Below are 17,513 nucleotides of genomic sequence, written 5' to 3' on the forward strand. Positions count from 1 at the left end.
GTGCGGCGGTTTTGCGATAACGACATGCATAAACAAACAACCTAAAGCGCGTCGCAATGAATCCATTCAGCCGCGACGCGCTTTAGCACACGCCAGCGGCGCGGCACGAACACGGCCTGTGCCGCGCTGCGCATGCTCAATCCCACCCGATTCGCGACAAGCACATCGAATTCGGCTATCATGCCATCGCTCTTGAAGTGGCAGCTACGGGCGGTGGCCGCCCCCTGAATACGGGAGAATGGGTATGGCCAGCTTTCATGTCATGTCGGACGCGCGTGGGATGCACGTGCAGCCCAGGGTTCGCCGCATCACCACGGCGGACCTGATCGATGTGCTGCGGCTCGGCGTCGAGGATTTTTGGGCAAAGCCATCGCATTACGTCTTCCTGTGCCTGATCTATCCGGTGGTCGGATTGATCCTGGCGCAGTGGACGACATCCGGCGCCTACGCTATCCAGCTGCTTTACCCGCTGATGTCCGGCTTCGCCCTGCTTGGACCGTTCGCCGCGATCGGCCTCTACGAGATCAGCCGCCGCCGCGAGCTCAGCATGGACACGTCCTGGTGGCACGCCCTCGAGGTGCGCCACTCGCCGGCGCTGCCGGCGATCGCGGTCATCGGCATCATGCTGGTGGCACTGTTCCTGCTCTGGCTGTTCACCGCGCAATCGATCTACTCCAGCCTGTTCGGCGCTCAGCCGCCGGCCTCGATCGGTGGCTTTGTGCGCGAGGTGCTGACAACACCCAAAGGCTGGACGCTGATCCTGCTCGGCAATGCGGCCGGCTTCGTCTTCGCCGCGATCGTGCTGGCGACGACCGTCGTCGCTTTCCCGCTGCTGCTCGACCGCGATGTCGGCGCGGTCTCGGCGATCGAGACCTCGGCACGGGCGGTGATGACAAACCCGCTGCAGATGGCGCTGTGGGGCCTGATGGTCGCCGTGCTGCTGGTGATCGGCTCGATCCCGCTGTTTGCCGGGCTCGCCGTCGTCATGCCGGTGCTTGGCCATGCGACCTGGCATCTCTATCGCCGGCTGGTCGAACCGGAGCGGGCGCAGCCGGACCGGCGGCCGATGTAGGCGGAAGCGGCGTTTGGCGCTGCGTGTCGGTCGCCATCCGGACATCTCCTCACGCGGGGGGAGATCGCCGCCGAGGTTTTCGCTCTACGATGTACCCCCACCCATAACCCCTCCCCACAAGGGGGAGGGAGACTTCCGTTGGCGCCGACCTCGGCAGATTGCCTGCCTTTCGGCGCCAAAGACGAAGTTAAAGGTGCGCGGCAGCGTTCCCTCCCCCTTGTGGGGAGGGGTTAGGGTGGGGTCCACCTTCGCAAGAATCCCTATGTGGTTGTGCTGCGCGTGAAAGAGGGTCCCTTAAGTCACCAGTTCCATCGCCTTCAGCCGACCCCATCGCCTTCAGCCGACGATGCGCAGGTTCGACAATTCGTTGGCGATTTCCCTGAAATTGTCCGACAGCGTCGCCCCGGTCGCGTTCCAGAACAGCTTGGCCGGCTTGGTCGGATCGGTGGGATCCTTGCGGAAGCGCGAGTCCGAGGAGCAGGCCTTCAGCGCGTCGAGTGCTTTCTTGTCACCGGCATCGGTGGTCGACAGGTCGAGCGCAACGGTCATGACGAGAACGTTCGATTTCTTCGCGTTGCCGCAAAGGGTCTGCATCTGCTCGTCCAGCGCGGCGGTGTAGTTGGCGCCGGTGTAGGTCGTCTTGCCGATGTCGGTGCTTGTGTTCATGAACAGCCGCGTCACGCTTCCAGACCCCGGATATGTCAGGCCGGTGTAACCGTAAGCGGCATAGGTCGACCTGTTATTGGCGTAGCCGCTGTCGCTGACGGCGCTGTAGGTATTGGCGCCGTCGGTCAGCACGATGACCACTTTGTCGTTGCCTCTTTCAGTGTTCGGCCGGCCCGCAGTGAAAGGTTCGTTGCTCGACACCGTCCGCCAGCCCCAGGCAAGGCCTTCCGGCACGTTGGTGTTGCCGTTCGGCGCCATGGCGTCGATGGCGTTGTCGATCTCCTCTTTCTGGGCAAGCTGGGTCACGTCTTTGAGCGGCGTGATCGGGTTGGTCGTGCAGGACGAATTTGGGCCGTCGCCCGAGGCAGCCGACTTCGAGCCGTAAGGCTTGACCAGGAAATATTTGCGCATGTCCGACTGCCGCTGCGAAGCGGTTGGGCTGTCGGTGTAAGGCCAGTCGGCCCACCAGTTGTTGCCGTAACCATAGTTCAGATAGATCACGTCGTTAGCGCCGTCGCGGTCGAAATCGAGCCAGAGGGTGCCGGCCTCGTCGGGCGCAAACATCGGCACGAACAGCGTGGCAGGTGTGGCGGTATCAGGCGTCGTGTCGTCGTTGTTATACGGGTGCGGCCTCGCCTCCACGCAACCCTGCCAACTCGCATAGCGGCTGGTGGTGTAGATATATTCCGGGGTGGTCCAGTGGCCGCTGCTGCAGTTACCTTTCTTGTTATAGGTGTCGCAGATATACTGTTTCGTGTTAGGCACTTCTTCGCGGCCGGACTCGACGGTGATGTCGGCGTAGAGGCTGAAGCGGGTCAGTGGCTGATCCTCGGTGTCGCCCCAGCCGGTGCCGCGTTTGTACCAGACGCCGTTGAGCTTCTCGGCGTATCTGTCCGGATCGTTGGCGGCGGTCATCTTCGTCCAGTCGAAATCCTCATGCTGGATCGGGGAGATGCCATCCTGGTCCATCCAGCTGTCCTGGTCATGGGTGGGACCGACATTGACCGAAGCAGCGAACGGCACGAGGGAGAACTGCACCGGTTTGCTGACCTGCTTCATCTGCTGTGCCTGCAGCGCCAGCGTATCGACAAGCTGCTTGGCGGCAGTCTTCAGCAGGTCTATTCGCCTCGCGCCGGTGCCGGAACCGAGTTCGTTCATCGAGCCGGAATTGTCGAGCACAAGAGCGACTTCCAGCGTGTTCTTGAGGCGGATTTCCGAGCACTCCGTGAAAGTTGTAGCGCCGCTGGTGGTCCAGCCGCCCAGCATGGCGGCGGCCGGCAGAAAATAGGGGTGATAGGTCAGGGCGCTGCAGAGCTTCAACGTGCCGCCACCCGCACTGCTGTTGGGCAGGGTGACGGTAAGCGACGTGTTGGCCGGATCGACGGGGCCGAGATTGGTTTCGAAGAAAGTCTTGGCGTAGGCCCTGGCGGCGTCGTCGGTTGCGCCGGAGACGACCTGCTGAGCCGTGGCGAGGCCGGCGGCGTCCAAAGCGTTCAACGTGGCGTGCTTCTGGCGCAGCAGTTCCGAGTAATCGACGCTGAGCGCCACTCCGCCCATCAGTGGCACCATCGTGATGGCCGTCATCAGCGTATAGTTGCCACGCCGGTCCCTACCGAATTTTCGGATCATTGTCTTCAGCCCCTCGCCAAAACCCCTAGTCGGCGAAAGATGCCATCAATCCTTAAATTTCAGATTGCTGAAAAACATCCAAGACCGGCTTGCTTTTTCAAGGCTCGTTAACCACGCCGCCGATGCCGGCATTGCTGCGCGCGGCTGGACCGGCCGCCGAAGCCTTCAGAATGGGGAAGTCTCGGCAAGAGCGGCTTGCGCGCTTGCCTTCGTCAGTGCCAAGGCGATCCTGAAACCTGGACAATCCTGAAACCAGGGCAATTCTGAAAAATGTGAAAGCTGGTGACAGGGTCAAGTGCTTCGGTTAATGCGAACCTGCCGCGGCGGACGTCGGCGGCGACGCTCGCAACCATCATGATTTGGGAAACGATATGGCGGACTCGCCCGATATCATCGGCTCGCTCGCGGATTTGTCGGGAGCCTATTGTGCCATCCTGTGCGACGTCTGGGGTGTGGTCCACAATGGCGAACGGCATTTTCCGGCCGCGGCTCTGGCGCTGGCCACGGCGCGCGAGGCGAAGATACCTGTCGTGCTGATCACCAATTCGCCGCGCCGCAGCGCCGATGTGGTGGCGCAGATGAATGCGATCGGCGTTCCCTCTGCGGCCTATGACCGCGTCGTCACCTCCGGCGACGTGACCCGCGACCTGATCATGGAAGGCCCGCGAAAAATCTTCCACATTGGCGCCGATCGCGATTTCACGCTCTATGACGGGCTTGATGTCGAGTTGGTCGAGGAGTTCGAGGCGTCCGGCGTGGTCTGCACCGGGCTGTTCGACGACGAGGTCGAGAAGCCGGAGGACTACGCCGATCTTCTGCGGCGGCTGCGCGCCAGGAACCTGCCCTTCATCTGCGCCAATCCCGATATCGTGGTCGAGCGCGGCGAGCGGATGATCTGGTGCGCCGGGGCCCTGGCCCGCGACTATGCCCAGCTCGGCGGGCGCACGCTGATCGCCGGAAAACCTTATGCCCCGGTCTATGACGTGGCGATGAAGGAGATCGCCGACCTGCTCGGCCGCCCGGTCGAGCGCTCGGACGTGCTGGCTATCGGCGACGGCATGATGACCGACATCAAGGGTGCTGCCGACAATGGCTTCGACGTGCTCTACGTGTCGGGCGGCATCCATGCCCGCGACTACGGCGATGCGCTACAACCGGATCCGGCCAGGCTGATCGCCTTTCTGGAAAGGCATGGCTACCGGCCGGTCGCGGTCATTCCGAGACTGCAGTAGGCTCGCTCGATGACGGAAGCCTCGAAATGACGCAAGCCCCGAAATGACTGAAGCCTTCGAACGCGTTTCTGCCATCTCGCCGCTGCCGGCCGATTTGCGGGGTGGCGTGGTGGCGATCGGCAATTTCGACGGCGTCCACCGCGGCCACCAGGCCGTGCTCGAACGCGCGCTGGCCGAGGCTCGCCGGCGCGGCGCGCCGGCGCTGGTGCTGACCTTTGAGCCGCATCCGAGAAAGGTGTTCCGCCCCGAGATACCGCTGTTCGTGCTGACACCGCCGCCGATGAAGGCACGGCTGCTGTCGCATCTGGGCTTTGCCGCACTCGTCGAGCAGCCGTTCACGCGCGCCTTCGCCGCACTGTCGGCGGAAGCGTTCGTGACCGATGTGCTCGACAGCAATCTCGGCATCATCCACGCCGTGACCGGCTTCGACTTCCACTTCGGCAAGGACAGGCAAGGCGGACCGGCCTATCTGATGGCGGCCGGCGAACGCCACGGCTTCGGCGTCACCCTGGTTGACGCCTTTCGCGACGAAGGCGCCGAGGTGGTGTCGTCGAGCCGAATCCGGGCGCTGCTGTGCGAAGGGGCGGTGGCCGAGGCCGCCGGCCTGCTCGGCTACCGCTTCACGGTCGAGAGCGAGGTGATCGGCGGCCAGCAGCTTGGCCGGACGCTCGGCTTTCCAACCGCCAATATGAGGCTTTCGCCGGAAGCCACTCTGAAGGAAGGGATTTACGCCGTCCGCTTCCGCCGCGCCGACGGCACGCTTCATGATGGTGTTGCCAGCTTCGGCCGCCGCCCGACCGTCGGTGACAACGGCACGCCGCTTCTGGAAACATTCGTCTTTGACTTCGCCGGCGATCTCTACGGCGAGCTATGCTCGGTGTCCTTCTTCGGTTTCCTGCGCGCCGAGGTGAAGTTCGACGGGCTCGACGCGCTGGTCGCGCAGATGAAACGCGACGAGGCCGAGGCGAGGGCGCTGCTTGCCGGCGTCAGCCCGCTGTCCGAGCTCGACGCGGCCATTGCTTTCTAAAGCATGATCCCGAAAAGTGGGAACCGGTTTTCGGACAAGATCATGCTAAAACAAAGCATGATCCCGAAAAGTGGGAACCGGTTTTTGGACAAGATCATGCTAAGACAAAGCATGATCCCGAAAAGTGGGAACCGGTTTTCGGACAAGATCATGCTAAGACAAAGCATGATCCCGAAAAGTGGGAACCGGTTTTCGGAACAGATCATGCCAAACCAAGGACCTATTTTTTCAGCGCCAGGCCGACCGCAATGAAGGCCCAGCCCTGGAAGATCAGGTCGACGGCGAGAAACAGCCCCAGCACCCATACGCTGTTGACTGGCCAGCCCATGGCGATGACCAGGCCGGCCAGCGCGCTGATGACGCCGGCCGCAACCAGCCAGCCCCAACCTTTTTCCGGCCTGTGCCTGTACCCGACCCAGGCCCTGAGCACGCCTGATGCGAGAAGGGCGACCGCCAGCAGGAAGGTCAGCACCGCCGACGCCAGCAGCGGGTTGTAGAAGGCGAAGAACCCGGCGACGGCATAGAGAAGACCACTAAGCAGCCAGTAGAAAAACCGGGTCCATGTCTTCACACCGAAGGCATGCATGATCTCGATGATTCCGGCCATCAGCATCAGCCAGCCGACGACGTAGATCGAGGCGACAGTGGCGATGAACAGATTGCCGAAGGCGATGCCGCCGAGGATCAGCAGCAGAACGCCGAGCCCGACGAACCATCCCCATTTCGCCCGCGTCTGACCGATTGCATCTTTCAAGGCATCGCCGTGCAGTGTCATCGCCCTTCTCCCTCAGGTTACCTTTGCCAGCTTGGAAGGTAACGCTGACAGGCTTGCCGGTAAAGCGAGCAGGATGCGAGCGCCACACCCCGAGCGATCGCTTGCCAGACGTGGCTAGACCCGAAGCGGCCAAATATCAGACGTAATATTCGACCATGTGCGGCGGCAGTGCTAAAGCATGACGAGCGGGTTCTGGACGACTGTCGTCCTCTTGTCTTCGCCATGGCGCAAACGAAAGCGGTGGCCCAGCGCTGGCTGTGACGCTTTATTGGATGACGTGAGGCTGCTGCTGTCCCCCGTTTTTATGCTTGATGAGGCTAGGGAAGCAAATGAGCGACGTGGACGAAAGCCTCGATCTGACGGAGATCAACGCCGTCCGCAGTTTGCTGACGTCAAAGCCACGACCGGTGAGCTGGGACGAACGCCGGGCACGGCTCGACGAGGTTGGTTCGGTCTGGCCGATTGCGGACGACGTCAGATGTGAGAAGGCGGTTTTCGACGGCCTCGAGGGAGAGTGGTCGCTAGCGCCTGAGAGTGACAGCGATAAGGTTCTGCTCTTTTTCCATGGTGGTGGCTACTGCTCCGGCTCGCTCAAAAGTCATCGTCGAATGGTGACCGAGGCAGGTCGAGCAATGGGAATGCGCACCCTCGCGATCGACTATCGACGCGCACCGGAACATCCTTTCCCTGCGCAACATGAAGACGCACTCACCGCATGGCGGTTTCTGGGGCGGCAAGGGATCGCGCCGGATCGCATCGTGGTTGGCGGCGATAGTGCGGGCGGCAACCTCACCCTGTGCCTGGTCAGTATATTGTGCGCGGCAGGGGAGCGGTTGCCGCGATGTCTTTGGCTGGTTTCGCCGTGGACGGACCTCTCGATGTCTGGCGCGACACTATCGACTAAGGACGCGATCGACCCTATCATCCACCGGGCGTATTTGGAGGAACTGGCCACCGCCTATGTTCCCCCTGGCTTTGCACGGCGCGATCCCCTGATCTCGCCATTGTTTGCCGATCTGAGCGGATTTCCCCCAATGCTGATACAGGTCGGTTCGGCCGAGACGCTGTTGTCGGACGCAACTCGGCTCGCGCAAGCCGCTGGCGCGGCTGACGTCAAAGTACGTCTCGAAATTTGGCCGCATATGATTCACGCCTGGCCGGTTTGGAATGCAGGATTGAGTGCCGGTCGCCGCACTCTTCACAGCGCGGGAAGCTTTGTCCGCGGATTTTTGTAACTCTTGGGTGAGCAGCCAGGGTCACACGGCTATTGCCAAAATCCAAAAAGCAGCCGAGACATTCCAGAGTGGGAAGCCCGTTGGCAGCTGCTAGCGCGTTTTCAGAAACGCCGCCGATGTTTCGGACATTAAGCCAAATTTTACTGAACTGGCGCCATGGCTTGCGAAGGCTGGTTGTATCGCCAACCTGTTCGACTTATGGAGTAATGATGCGTTTTGTCCGAGCGAATCCGGTGGTTCTGGCCGCCTTCATACTTGGGGCCACCGGTGCCGCCGAAGCCGCCGATGGCGCCTTGGGCTGGCTGTCTGGCGACTGGTATCTGACAGTCGGCGCCACCGGCCTGGTCGCGCCCGATTTCGAAGGCAGCAAGAACTATATACTCAGCGCTCAGCCGATCATCTCGCTCGGCAAGGCCGGTCCTGCGGCCCGCTTCACCTCGCGCAACGACAACATCTCGCTGGGGTTGATCGACGAAGGCGGCTTCCGCGCCGGCCTGGCCGGAAAAATCCTGTTTTCGCGCGATGGCGACGACGCCGACGAACTGAGAGGCCTCGACCCGGTGCGCTGGGGCGGCGAGGCCGGCGGCTTCTTCGAATTCTATCCTTTGGACTGGTTGCGCGCCCGCGCCGAATTGCGGCACGGCATTCGCGCCCATAGCGGCTTCGTCGCCGACATCGCCGCCGACGCATTCCACGATGTGACGCCGGAGGTCAGGATTTCGGGCGGGCCGCGCGTTTCGTTCGCTTCGTCGGACTATTTCGACGCCTATTACGGCGTCGACGCCGAGGAAGCCGTGGCGTCGGGCCTCAGCCGGTACCGACCGGACGGTGGCGTGAAGTCGGCGGGCCTCGGCGGCGCGGTGACCTGGAAAGTGACCGAGCCGATGACGGCCAGCCTGTTCGGCGAATATTCGCGGCTGATGGGCCCGGCGGCCGATTCCAGCCTGGTCGAGGAGCGCGGCTCAAGGGATCAATTCACGATCGGCGTGTCGACGACCTATCGCTTCGATTTCTCGATGTGAGCCTATCCCAGTAGTCGCGTATCGACCGGATGGGTCGTGGCGCTAACGATACGGATGCCGTCGCGGGCCAGCAAATCCGGATTGAGAAGATAGTTCCTTGTGAACGGGACAATTGCACAAGGGACTTCCATGACCGCCTGGGTGGCAGCAGCGACAAAGTTCGTCCCGAGCCGTTGTGTCATGGACAGATCGTCCTTCCAATCATCGGGCAAACCGGGAGACATGATGGCAATGTCGTCCGGCATTTCGATCTCTACAAGCTGATAGGTCTGGGGCATGTCTTCCGCGTCGACATGCACAAGTATCTCGAGAAGTGCCGTGGCCGGGTGATCGGCGCAGTAGACAATTGGTGTCCCCATGACATGCCAACGGCCGCCGCTGACCAAACCGCCGACACCCAGCAGGTCGGCGTAGCCGGAAATGCGCCAGATCCGCATATGTCAGGCAAAGATGCCGTGGTCGATGCGATGGAGCTCTTCTTCCACCAGCGCTGCACCCGTTTCTGACTGCAAGAGGTTGATGGGTGTCTCGTCAAGCACCCTGCTGTGCTTGCGCAGCCAACGCTGCGCCTTTTCGTGATTGCCGAAAACCCGATCCGCCATCGCCGAAATCCGTTCAAGTCGCATAACGCGGTCGGACTCGGCGATCGTCAGTGTCTCGTTTCGCTCCTTGCGACGCGCCAATGTCCGTCGCGGGCCGACGATCTTGTAGATTTCGTCATTGCTGAAGCCGCGCTGGCGAAGTCCTTCGACCCTGGTGACATGAACGAGGAACCGTTCCGTTGCCGTGTCCGGGAGACCTTTGATGTGCAAGCTGGACATATTTTAGCTCCGCTGCCATTTGCCCAAAGAAATAGGCGCAACTGGCCCATGAAGCAAGGAGGCCTCCGCGAGTTCGGGCTTTTCAATGGGGCCGGCCTCGTCTAAAAGCCCGTTCATGACGCAGTCTCCTCGCGCACTCGCGATTGCGATACGAATTACAAGCCCGGTGTTCCGGGCGGCCTGAGCGCCGCCGGAGCCGCCGGGAATTTTGCGCGCGGCCTCTCGCGCTTTTTCCAGATCATGATAGTTCAACGCCCGGGCTCTTTTGCCGGGCAATGCATATGGCAGACCAATGACCGATACGCCGATGACCGACACTGTTGAAACGATCGACTATTCCAAGACGCTTTATCTGCCGCAGACGGATTTTCCGATGCGCGCCGGCTTGCCCGAGAAGGAGCCGCTGCTGGTCAAGCGCTGGCAGGACATGGAGCTTTACCGCAAGCTGCGCGAAAACGCCGCCGGCCGCGAAAAATACGTGCTGCATGACGGCCCGCCCTACGCCAACGGCAACATCCATATCGGCCATGCGCTGAACAAGATCCTCAAGGACGTCATCACCCGCTCGTTCCAGATGCGCGGCTACGACTCGAACTACGTGCCCGGCTGGGATTGCCACGGCCTGCCGATCGAATGGAAGATCGAGGAGCAATACCGCGCCAAGGGCAAGAACAAGGACGAGGTCCCGGTCAACGAGTTCCGCAAGGAATGCCGCGAGTTCGCCGCGCACTGGATCAAGGTGCAGGGCGCAGAGTTCCAGAGGCTCGGCGTCGTCGGCGACTTCGACAATCCCTATACGACGATGGCGTTCCATGCCGAGGCGCGCATCGCCGGCGAATTGTTGAAATTTGGCATGTCGGGCCAGCTGTATCGCGGCTCCAAGCCGGTGATGTGGAGCGTGGTCGAGCGCACCGCGCTGGCCGAGGCCGAGGTCGAGTACCAGGACTACGAGAGCGATACGATCTGGGCGAAGTTTCCGGTCGTCAGCCTCGCTCGTCAGGTCACCAACGTCGAAGATGGGCAGCCAGCCTTGGATCCGAGGCTGACGCAGACGTCACTGGACTTGCTGGAGGCCGATGTCGTTATCTGGACGACCACGCCATGGACCATCCCCGGCAACCGTGCCGTCAACTATTCGCCACGCATCAACTATGGCCTCTACGAGGTCACTGCGGCCGAGAATGCTTTCGGCCCGCAGCCTGGCGAAAGGCTGATCTTTGCCGAAGCGCTGGCGGAAGAGGCTGCGACCAAAGCCAAGGTGACGATGGACCGCCTCCGTAGCATTTCGGCCGAAGAGCTTGGAAGCCTTACGCTTTCTCATCCCTTCAAAGGTTTGAATGGCGGCTATGAATTCGACGTCCCAATGCTCGCCGGCGAGCATGTCACCGACGACGCCGGCACCGGTTTCGTCCACACCGCGCCGGGCCATGGCCGCGACGACTTTGACGCCTGGACGGATGCGGCTTCGGACCTTCGCCAGCGCGGCATCGACACAGCGATCCCGTTCACCGTCGACGATGCCGGCTTCTTCACCAAGGATGCGCCAGGCTTCGGCCCGGACCGCGAGGGCGGTGCGGCGCGCGTCATCGACGACAACGGCAAGAAGGGCAATGCCAACCAGGCGGTCATCGACGAGCTGATCAAGCGCAATGCGCTGTTCGCGCGCGGGCGGCTGAAGCATTCCTATCCGCATTCGTGGCGGTCGAAGAAGCCGATCATCTTCCGCAACACGCCGCAATGGTTCGTCTTTATGGACAAGGAGCTCGGCGACGGCACGACACTGCGCAGCCGTGCCCTGAAGGCGATCGACGACACCCGCTTCGTGCCGGCCGCCGGCCAGAATCGCATCCGCGCCATGATCGAGGAGCGCCCCGATTGGGTGCTGTCGCGCCAGCGCGCCTGGGGGGTGCCGATCGCCGTCTTCGCCGATGCCGACGGCAACGTCCTGCGCGACGAGGCGGTCAACCAGCGCATCATCGACGCCTTCGAGAAGGAAGGCGCGGACGCCTGGTTTGCAGCCGGCGCCAAGGAGCGTTTCCTCGGCAATCACGATGCCTCGAAATGGCAGCAGGTGATGGACATCCTCGACGTCTGGTTCGATTCCGGCTCGACCCATGTCTTCACCCTGGAGGATCGTCCGGATCTGAAATGGCCGGCCGACGTCTATCTCGAAGGTTCCGACCAGCATCGCGGCTGGTTCCACTCCTCGCTGCTCGAAAGCTGCGGCACCAGGGGCAGGGCGCCTTACGACACCGTCGTCACCCATGGTTTCACCATGGACGAGGAGGGGCGGAAAATGTCGAAGTCGCTCGGCAATACAGTCGTGCCGCAAGACGTCATCAAACAGTCGGGCGCCGATATCCTGCGGCTATGGGTGGTGACCACCGACTACTGGGAAGACCAGCGGCTCGGCAAGAACGTGCTGCAGACCAACATCGACGCCTACCGCAAGCTGCGTAACACCATCCGCTGGATGCTGGGCACGCTTGCCCATGACGTTGGCGAGGACGTGCCGCTGGACAAGATGCCGGAGCTGGAGCGGCTGATGCTGCACCGGCTTGCCGAACTCGATGAAGTCGTGCGGGCGGGCTACGACGCCTTCGAGTTCAAGCGCATCACCCGCACGCTGCTCGACTTCATGGTGGTCGAGCTGTCGGCCTTCTATTTCGACGTCCGCAAGGACGCGCTCTACTGCGAGGCGCCGTCCAGCGTGAAGCGCAAGGCGTCCGTGCAGGTGGTGCGCCATCTGTTCGACTGCCTGGTGAAATGGCTGGCGCCGATGCTGCCCTTCACCATGGAGGAGGCCTGGCTCGACCGTCATCCGGACGCCGTCTCGGTGCATCTCGACCAGTTTCCGCCAATCCCGGCCGACTGGAAGAACGAGGCGCTGGCGGAAAAATGGCGCAAGGTGCGGCAGGTTCGCCGTGTCGTCACCGGCGCGCTGGAGATTGCGCGCGCCCAGAAGGTCATCGGCTCGTCTCTGGAAGCGGTGCCGGTCGTCACGCTCGATGATGCGGCGCTCGAAGCGGCGATATCAGATGTCGACATGGCCGAAATGGCGATCACCAGCGATCTGGTCATTGCGCATGGCAACGCGCCTTCCGGCGCCTTCACGCTGGACGACGTCAAGGGCGTCGCCGTGGTGGTCGAGAAGGCCGAGGACCGCGGCCTGCTCAAATGCGCGCGCTCATGGCGCTACACGGCCGATGTCGGGCAGGACAAGCAATTCCCCGACGTTTCGGCGCGGGACGCAGCGGTCCTGCATGAATTGAAGGCGCTTGGTCGTATATAAGGCGGTGCACAAATGCCACGGCGGGCGGCTGATCGGCCTCGGCTCGTTGCCCTTAACGAGTGGTTGAGGTAAACACGCGAAACTCCGGACGACAAATTGTCGCCGGATTTCCGTCGGAAGAGCATAGGCGATGGGGACCGGACCTTTGGCCGGCGGCGATCGAGAGGCTGTCTAGAGTGGGACTTTTTGGCATGACCGAAAGAACTTGCGCGCGCGTTGCGCTGCTGGCGCCGCTTGTCGCATCCGGCCTGGCCCTGTCCGGCTGCATGGGCTCGCCGACCTACGGGACCGACAAGACCGCCTCCGCCCAGCTTGCCGGCGATCTCACCAGCGCTTTTTCAGTCATGCCGAAGAACAAGCAACGGATCGACTACAAGCCGCGCCCCGAACTGGTGAAGCCGGCGCCGGGACAGAAGCAACTGCCGCCGCCGCAGGACAGCGCCACGGCAAGCGCCGATTGGCCGGAATCGCCCGAGCAGCGCCGCGCTCGCCTGCGCGCCGAGGCCACGCTCAACCAGGACGATCCGTCCTACCAGGCGCAGATCGTCGATGACATCCAGACGGATCCGGTCGCGATCAAGTCTGCGATGAAGGACTCGGGTTCCAGTCATCCGCCGGCCTGGAAGCCGGCGGATTCGGACAAGGGCCGCGCCGCCGAAGTCAAGCGCCGCCTTGCCGAACAAAAGCAGGGCGACCCGAACACCCGCCGATATCTGAGCGAGCCGCCGGTGCAATATCGCGCCGCTTCCGCCACCGCGCCGGTCGATGACCTCGGCGAGGACGAGTACAAGAAAGCACGCCGCCTCAAGCGGGAAGCGGCCGCCAAGAACAAGAGCGGCGGCATGTTCGACTGGCTGCCGTGGTAAGCTGCCGGCGCTAAGAAATCCTGCGACGTTAGGGTTCGCGTCGCTCCCTGAAAAAATCCTTCAGCAGCAGGGCTGCGTCGCTCTCGGCCATCCCTGGATAGATGTCCGGTGCATGGTGGCAGGTCGGTGAGGCGAAGAAGCGCACGCCGTTGACCACAGCGCCGCCCTTCTCGTCGGCGGCGCCGAAATAAAGCCGGCGCAGCCTGGCGAAGGAAATGGCGCCGGCGCACATGGCGCAGGGCTCCAGCGTCACATAGAGATCGTGGCCGGTGAGCCGCTCGCTCGACAGCTTGCGGCAGGCTTCGCGGATCGCCAGCATCTCGGCATGGGCGGTAGGGTCGGCAAGCTCGCGGGTGCGGTTGCCGGCACTGGCAACGACCGTATCGCCGCTGGCGATGACCGCGCCGACCGGCACTTCGCCGCGCAGGGCGGCGGCTTCGGCCTCCTTCAGTGCCAGCGCCATGAAATCCGGCCGCTTCAAGCGGTTTCCATTCCGATTATCTCCTCGCTACTCCGGCGTGATCCTGTTATCTAGCGCATGATCCCGAAAACCGGAATCGGTTTTCGGAAGGGATCATGCACCAAATCAAAGTCCTACAGCGTCCTTTGCGCGTCCGTACGGACGCGCGGCGCTGTAGTGCAAACGAGCAAAGCTACATGGACGACAAAAACAAGAAATTCCCGCGCCAAAAGGGTCCGGGCAAGAACGGCTCGAAACCATCGGGCCCGCGTGGTCGTGATGCCGCTGCCGGCAAGAGCGGCAAGCCGTCCTTCGGCGCAAAAAAGCCTTACGCGCCGCGTGGCGACCGCCCGCTGGCCGACGGCGAGCGGCCGAAGCGCGACTTCAAGAGTGGCGATAGGCCGTTCAGCAAAGGACCACGGCCCGACGGCAAGCCCTATGAAAAGCGCGAGGGGCCGCGCAAGCCATACGCCCCGCGCGGCGACCGCCCGATGGCGGCTGACGGCGAGCGGCCGAAGCGCGATTTCAAGGCTGGCGACCGGCCGTTCAGCAAGGGGCCGCGTCCGGAAGGCAAGCCTTACGAGAAGCGTGAGGGGCCGCGCAAACCCTATGCGCCGCGCGGCGACCGCCCGATGGCGGCTGACGGCGGACGGCCGAAGCGCGACTTCGACAGTGGCGAACGGCCGTTCAGCAAGGGGCCGCGTCCTGAAGGCAAGCCTGATGAAAAGCGTGAGGGGCCGCGCAAACCCTATGCGCCACGCGGCGACCGGCCGGCAGTTGCCGAAGGCGAGCGCAGCGAAAGGCGCTTCGACCGTCCCAAGGGGGACTTCAGCGATCGCCCAAAACGCGACTTCGGCGATCGGCCCAAGCGCGATTTTGCCGGTGATCGGCCCCAAGGGGCATCGGGCGGCTTCAAACCGCGCCCGCGTCCCGCCGAAGCGACGGAAGAGGCTGGTGAGCGCATTGCCAAGCGGCTGGCCCGCGCCGGTCTTGCCTCGCGTCGCGATGCCGAGGAGCTGATCGCGGCCGGCCGCGTCAAGGTCAATGGAAGGGTGCTGTCCTCGCCGGCCTTCAATGTGATGCCTGGCGACATCATCCATCTCGACGGCATGGAGATCCCGCCGATCGAGCGCACCCGGCTGTTCCTGTTCCACAAGCCGGCCGGCGTCGTCACCACCAATCGTGATCCCGAGGGCCGCAAGACCGTCTTCGACGTGCTGCCGGCCGACCTGCCGCGGCTGATGACCATCGGCCGGCTCGACATCAACACCGAAGGCCTGCTGCTGCTCACCAATGACGGCGGGCTGGCGCGCGTGCTCGAACTGCCGGCGACCGGCTGGCTCAGGCGCTACCGCGTGCGCGTCCACGGCAAGGTCGAGGAAAGTGCGCTCGCCGGCTTGCGCGAAGGCATCGCCGTCGACGGCGTCTTCTATGGCGCCATCGAGGCGACGCTCGACCGCGAGCAAGGCACCAACGCCTGGCTGACGCTTGGCCTGCGCGAAGGCAAGAACCGCGAGGTCAGGAACATACTGGGCTCGCTTGGCCTCGACGTAACGCGACTGATCCGCATTTCCTACGGACCGTTCCAGCTCGACGACCTGCCCGAGGGCCATGTGCTGGAGATCAAGGGCCGGGTGCTGCGCGACCAGCTCGGCGAACGCCTGGTCGAGGAGTCCGGCGCCAATTTCGACGCTGACATCACCAAGCCGTTTTCCAACAGGCCGGTGCGGCGCGAAGCGGTGCGTGAAGAGGAACCTGAGCGGCCGAAATTCACCCGCGATGGCGAACGCCGTCCGATCGGCGAAGGCGGATTGATCAAGAACCGCAAGCGCCGCGAAGGCAGCCGCGACGAGGCGCTGGGCAAGCTGTCGACAAGTCCCGGCAGAAGCTTCGGGACGGAAAAGAGCTTTGGTGAGCGTGGCCCTAAATCAGAACGCAGCGGGCCCGAACGCGGCGGCTTTGCCGATCGTGGCCCCAAATCTGAACGTAGCGGGCCGGGCGGCTTCGGCGGCAAACCGGGCGGCGGGAAAAAGTCCGAACGCGAGCAGCGCCCGATCGAGCCGCCGGGCCAACGCAAGGCCAATGTCTGGATGGCGCCCGGCGCGCGGCCGATCGGCAAGGGCAGGGCGGACGCCGATGCCGCCAGGGCGGCCGAAGCCAAGGAACGCAAGGCCTCGTTCAAGCCGTCTTATGGCAAGCCCGCCCATGGAGGGGGAAAACCCGGAGGCGCAAAGCCGTTCGGCAAGCCGCGTGGCGAACGCCCAAATGATGGCGGCAAAGGCGGCGACCGGCCGCGCAGCGGCCCCAAGGGATCCAGGGGAGGCAATGCGGATCGTCGGCGGTGAGTTTCGCGGGCGTCCGCTGGCGACGCCCCGCTCAAGCGCGATCCGCCCGACCACCGACCGCACCCGCGAGGCTGTCTTCAACGTGCTGGCGCATCGTTTCCCCGATAGGCTGGTCGGCGCGCGGGTGCTCGACCTTTTCGCCGGCACCGGCGCGTTCGGCCTCGAGGCGCTGTCGCGCGGCGCGTCTTATGGCGTCTTCATCGAAGAATCGGCGGAAGGGCGCGGCCTGATCCGCACCAATGTCGAGGCCTTCGGCCTCACCGGGCGTACCAAGATATTCCGTCGCGACGCTACGGCTCTGGGCGAGGCGGGCACGATGGCCGCGTTCGGCCTGGTGTTCGCCGACCCGCCCTATGGCAAGGGCCTGGGCGAGCGTGCCTTGCGCTCGGCCAAGACCGGCGGCTGGCTCGCCCCCGGCGCGCTCTGCGTCGTCGAGGAGGCGGCAGCGGCGCCGTTCGAGGCAGGGCCGGGCTTTTCGGTTGTCGACGAGCGAAGCTATGGCGAGACCGTCATCCGCTTTATCGAGGTTGGATGAATAGCGTCTTCCCTTCTCCCCTTGTGGGAGAAGGTGGCCGAGCGAAGCTCGGTCGGATGAGGGGTGTTCCAGGGAACGCTACGTTTAGATTTTAACATGTTGAAATCGTTAAAGTTTTTATGCCGCACTCCGTCCAGCACCCCTCATCCGTCTCGGCGCTGCGCGCCGATCCACCTTCTCCCACAAGGGGAGAAGGTTGGCGCAGCGCCTTCAAAATGACGAACAAATCGATTTGCCTGTGGCGATACCCCCGCCTATCGTCCCACCCCATGACAACCGGAGTCGTTAATGACATCTCAGGCTGACTGGCTGCGCGGAACGCTTTTTGCGCTGGCTGTCGTGATGACCGGCCCGGTTCTGGCCGACAACAAGCCGGACGACGGCAAGGTGACGAATTTCCTGCTCGACAACGGCATGGAGGTCGTTGTCATCCCCGATCGCCGCGCACCGGTCGTCACTCATATGGTGTGGTACAAGATCGGCAGCGCCGATGAGCCGCCGGGCAAGTCCGGCATCGCCCATTTCTTCGAGCATCT

17 protein-coding genes are annotated in these 17,513 nt (G+C 63.3%); 10 read left to right on the top strand and 7 right to left on the bottom strand.

Annotation, left to right across the window (positions count from 1 at the left end; translation table 11 throughout):
* Nucleotides 1-41 precede the first annotated feature (41 nt).
* The gene (locus AC0L17_RS30775) at nt 42-182 is read right to left on the bottom strand and encodes a hypothetical protein (protein ID WP_473518528.1); all 141 of its coding nucleotides are present in this window, start codon (nt 180-182) and stop codon (nt 42-44) included.
* A gap of 62 nt (nt 183-244) precedes the next feature.
* Between AC0L17_RS30775 and AC0L17_RS30780 the strand changes: the two genes are divergently transcribed.
* Complete coding sequence (locus AC0L17_RS30780) at nt 245-1,072, top strand: DUF2189 domain-containing protein (protein WP_473518529.1); 828 nt, start codon at nt 245-247, stop codon at nt 1,070-1,072.
* 336 nt (nt 1,073-1,408) lie between these two features.
* Here AC0L17_RS30780 and AC0L17_RS30785 read toward each other — a convergent pair whose 3' ends face one another.
* Nucleotides 1,409-3,367 (bottom strand): TadE/TadG family type IV pilus assembly protein, encoded by a 1,959-nt coding sequence (locus AC0L17_RS30785; protein WP_473518530.1) that lies wholly within the window; start codon nt 3,365-3,367, stop codon nt 1,409-1,411.
* Nucleotides 3,368-3,738: 371 nt separating this feature from the next.
* Here AC0L17_RS30785 and AC0L17_RS30790 point away from each other — a divergent pair, with 371 nt between their 5' ends.
* Both AC0L17_RS30790 and AC0L17_RS30795 read left to right on the top strand, forming a co-directional pair.
* Nucleotides 3,739-4,599 carry a TIGR01459 family HAD-type hydrolase gene (locus AC0L17_RS30790; RefSeq protein ID WP_473518531.1) on the top strand — a complete coding sequence of 287 codons (861 nt, stop codon included), beginning with the start codon at nt 3,739-3,741 and terminating at the stop codon, nt 4,597-4,599.
* Nucleotides 4,600-4,642: 43 nt separating this feature from the next.
* The gene (locus AC0L17_RS30795; RefSeq protein WP_473518532.1) at nt 4,643-5,626 is read left to right on the top strand and encodes a bifunctional riboflavin kinase/FAD synthetase; all 984 of its coding nucleotides are present in this window, start codon (nt 4,643-4,645) and stop codon (nt 5,624-5,626) included.
* A 220-nt stretch (nt 5,627-5,846) separates the two neighbouring features.
* On the opposite strand, the gene AC0L17_RS30800 is transcribed toward AC0L17_RS30795, so the two are convergent.
* A complete protein-coding gene (locus tag AC0L17_RS30800; protein ID WP_091590712.1) occupies nt 5,847-6,401 on the bottom strand; it encodes an HdeD family acid-resistance protein in 555 nt (184 codons plus the stop codon).
* A gap of 329 nt (nt 6,402-6,730) precedes the next feature.
* On the opposite strand from AC0L17_RS30800, the gene AC0L17_RS30805 reads away from it, so the two are divergent.
* Nucleotides 6,731-7,636: an alpha/beta hydrolase gene (locus AC0L17_RS30805; RefSeq protein WP_473518533.1), complete on the top strand. Its 906-nt coding sequence runs from the start codon at nt 6,731-6,733 to the stop codon at nt 7,634-7,636.
* A 209-nt stretch (nt 7,637-7,845) separates the two neighbouring features.
* Nucleotides 7,846-8,658 carry a MipA/OmpV family protein gene (locus AC0L17_RS30810; protein WP_473518534.1) on the top strand — a complete coding sequence of 271 codons (813 nt, stop codon included), beginning with the start codon at nt 7,846-7,848 and terminating at the stop codon, nt 8,656-8,658.
* A gap of 2 nt (nt 8,659-8,660) precedes the next feature.
* Here the strand turns inward: AC0L17_RS30810 and AC0L17_RS30815 are convergent, their stop codons facing one another.
* Genes AC0L17_RS30815 through AC0L17_RS30825 form a run of 3 tightly spaced genes read right to left on the bottom strand, consistent with a single transcriptional unit; the run spans nt 8,661 to nt 9,731 of the window.
* Nucleotides 8,661-9,095, bottom strand: a complete 435-nt coding sequence (locus AC0L17_RS30815; RefSeq protein ID WP_091590714.1) for an RES family NAD+ phosphorylase — start codon at nt 9,093-9,095, stop codon at nt 8,661-8,663.
* Nucleotides 9,096-9,098: 3 nt separating this feature from the next.
* The gene (gene parS, locus AC0L17_RS30820) at nt 9,099-9,479 is read right to left on the bottom strand and encodes a type II RES/Xre toxin-antitoxin system antitoxin (RefSeq protein ID WP_473518535.1); all 381 of its coding nucleotides are present in this window, start codon (nt 9,477-9,479) and stop codon (nt 9,099-9,101) included.
* Nucleotides 9,480-9,482: 3 nt separating this feature from the next.
* Complete coding sequence (locus tag AC0L17_RS30825; protein ID WP_091590717.1) at nt 9,483-9,731, bottom strand: hypothetical protein; 249 nt, start codon at nt 9,729-9,731, stop codon at nt 9,483-9,485.
* Nucleotides 9,732-9,786: 55 nt separating this feature from the next.
* Between AC0L17_RS30825 and ileS the strand changes: the two genes are divergently transcribed.
* Nucleotides 9,787-12,771: an isoleucine--tRNA ligase gene (ileS, locus tag AC0L17_RS30830; protein ID WP_473518536.1), complete on the top strand. Its 2,985-nt coding sequence runs from the start codon at nt 9,787-9,789 to the stop codon at nt 12,769-12,771.
* A 191-nt stretch (nt 12,772-12,962) separates the two neighbouring features.
* The gene (locus tag AC0L17_RS30835; RefSeq protein ID WP_473518537.1) at nt 12,963-13,637 is read left to right on the top strand and encodes a hypothetical protein; all 675 of its coding nucleotides are present in this window, start codon (nt 12,963-12,965) and stop codon (nt 13,635-13,637) included.
* A 28-nt stretch (nt 13,638-13,665) separates the two neighbouring features.
* On the opposite strand, the gene AC0L17_RS30840 is transcribed toward AC0L17_RS30835, so the two are convergent.
* Nucleotides 13,666-14,118, bottom strand: a complete 453-nt coding sequence (locus AC0L17_RS30840; RefSeq protein ID WP_091590719.1) for a nucleoside deaminase — start codon at nt 14,116-14,118, stop codon at nt 13,666-13,668.
* Nucleotides 14,119-14,294: 176 nt separating this feature from the next.
* Between AC0L17_RS30840 and AC0L17_RS30845 the strand changes: the two genes are divergently transcribed.
* From AC0L17_RS30845 to AC0L17_RS30855, 3 genes are all read left to right on the top strand, one after another.
* Nucleotides 14,295-16,442 (top strand): pseudouridine synthase, encoded by a 2,148-nt coding sequence (locus AC0L17_RS30845; protein WP_473518538.1) that lies wholly within the window; start codon nt 14,295-14,297, stop codon nt 16,440-16,442.
* A complete protein-coding gene (rsmD, locus tag AC0L17_RS30850; protein ID WP_473518539.1) occupies nt 16,423-16,977 on the top strand; it encodes a 16S rRNA (guanine(966)-N(2))-methyltransferase RsmD in 555 nt (184 codons plus the stop codon). Before AC0L17_RS30845 ends, rsmD begins: the two co-directional genes overlap by 20 nt.
* Before the next feature lie 288 nt (nt 16,978-17,265).
* Nucleotides 17,266-17,513 (top strand): insulinase family protein (locus AC0L17_RS30855; RefSeq protein WP_473518540.1); only part of this gene is annotated, 248 nt, incomplete at its 3' end.

This window comes from Mesorhizobium sp. WSM4829, assembly GCF_055811475.1.

What these genes read in the sequence shown, in the direction of transcription:
- rsmD (WP_473518539.1), top strand. Translation starts at nt 16,423, where the DNA reads ATGCGGATCGTCGGCGGTGAGTTTCGCGGGCGTCCGCTGGCGACGCCC.
- AC0L17_RS30835 (WP_473518537.1), top strand. Translation starts at nt 12,963, where the DNA reads ATGACCGAAAGAACTTGCGCGCGCGTTGCGCTGCTGGCGCCGCTTGTC.
- ileS (WP_473518536.1), top strand. Translation starts at nt 9,787, where the DNA reads ATGACCGACACTGTTGAAACGATCGACTATTCCAAGACGCTTTATCTG.
- AC0L17_RS30780 (WP_473518529.1), top strand. Translation starts at nt 245, where the DNA reads ATGGCCAGCTTTCATGTCATGTCGGACGCGCGTGGGATGCACGTGCAG.
- AC0L17_RS30790 (WP_473518531.1), top strand. Translation starts at nt 3,739, where the DNA reads ATGGCGGACTCGCCCGATATCATCGGCTCGCTCGCGGATTTGTCGGGA.
- AC0L17_RS30785 (WP_473518530.1), bottom strand. Translation starts at nt 3,367, where the DNA reads ATGATCCGAAAATTCGGTAGGGACCGGCGTGGCAACTATACGCTGATG.
- AC0L17_RS30805 (WP_473518533.1), top strand. Translation starts at nt 6,731, where the DNA reads ATGAGCGACGTGGACGAAAGCCTCGATCTGACGGAGATCAACGCCGTC.
- AC0L17_RS30845 (WP_473518538.1), top strand. Translation starts at nt 14,295, where the DNA reads ATGGACGACAAAAACAAGAAATTCCCGCGCCAAAAGGGTCCGGGCAAG.
- AC0L17_RS30800 (WP_091590712.1), bottom strand. Translation starts at nt 6,401, where the DNA reads ATGACACTGCACGGCGATGCCTTGAAAGATGCAATCGGTCAGACGCGG.
- AC0L17_RS30795 (WP_473518532.1), top strand. Translation starts at nt 4,643, where the DNA reads ATGACTGAAGCCTTCGAACGCGTTTCTGCCATCTCGCCGCTGCCGGCC.
- parS (WP_473518535.1), bottom strand. Translation starts at nt 9,479, where the DNA reads ATGTCCAGCTTGCACATCAAAGGTCTCCCGGACACGGCAACGGAACGG.
- AC0L17_RS30810 (WP_473518534.1), top strand. Translation starts at nt 7,846, where the DNA reads ATGCGTTTTGTCCGAGCGAATCCGGTGGTTCTGGCCGCCTTCATACTT.
- AC0L17_RS30775 (WP_473518528.1), bottom strand. Translation starts at nt 182, where the DNA reads ATGATAGCCGAATTCGATGTGCTTGTCGCGAATCGGGTGGGATTGAGC.
- AC0L17_RS30815 (WP_091590714.1), bottom strand. Translation starts at nt 9,095, where the DNA reads ATGCGGATCTGGCGCATTTCCGGCTACGCCGACCTGCTGGGTGTCGGC.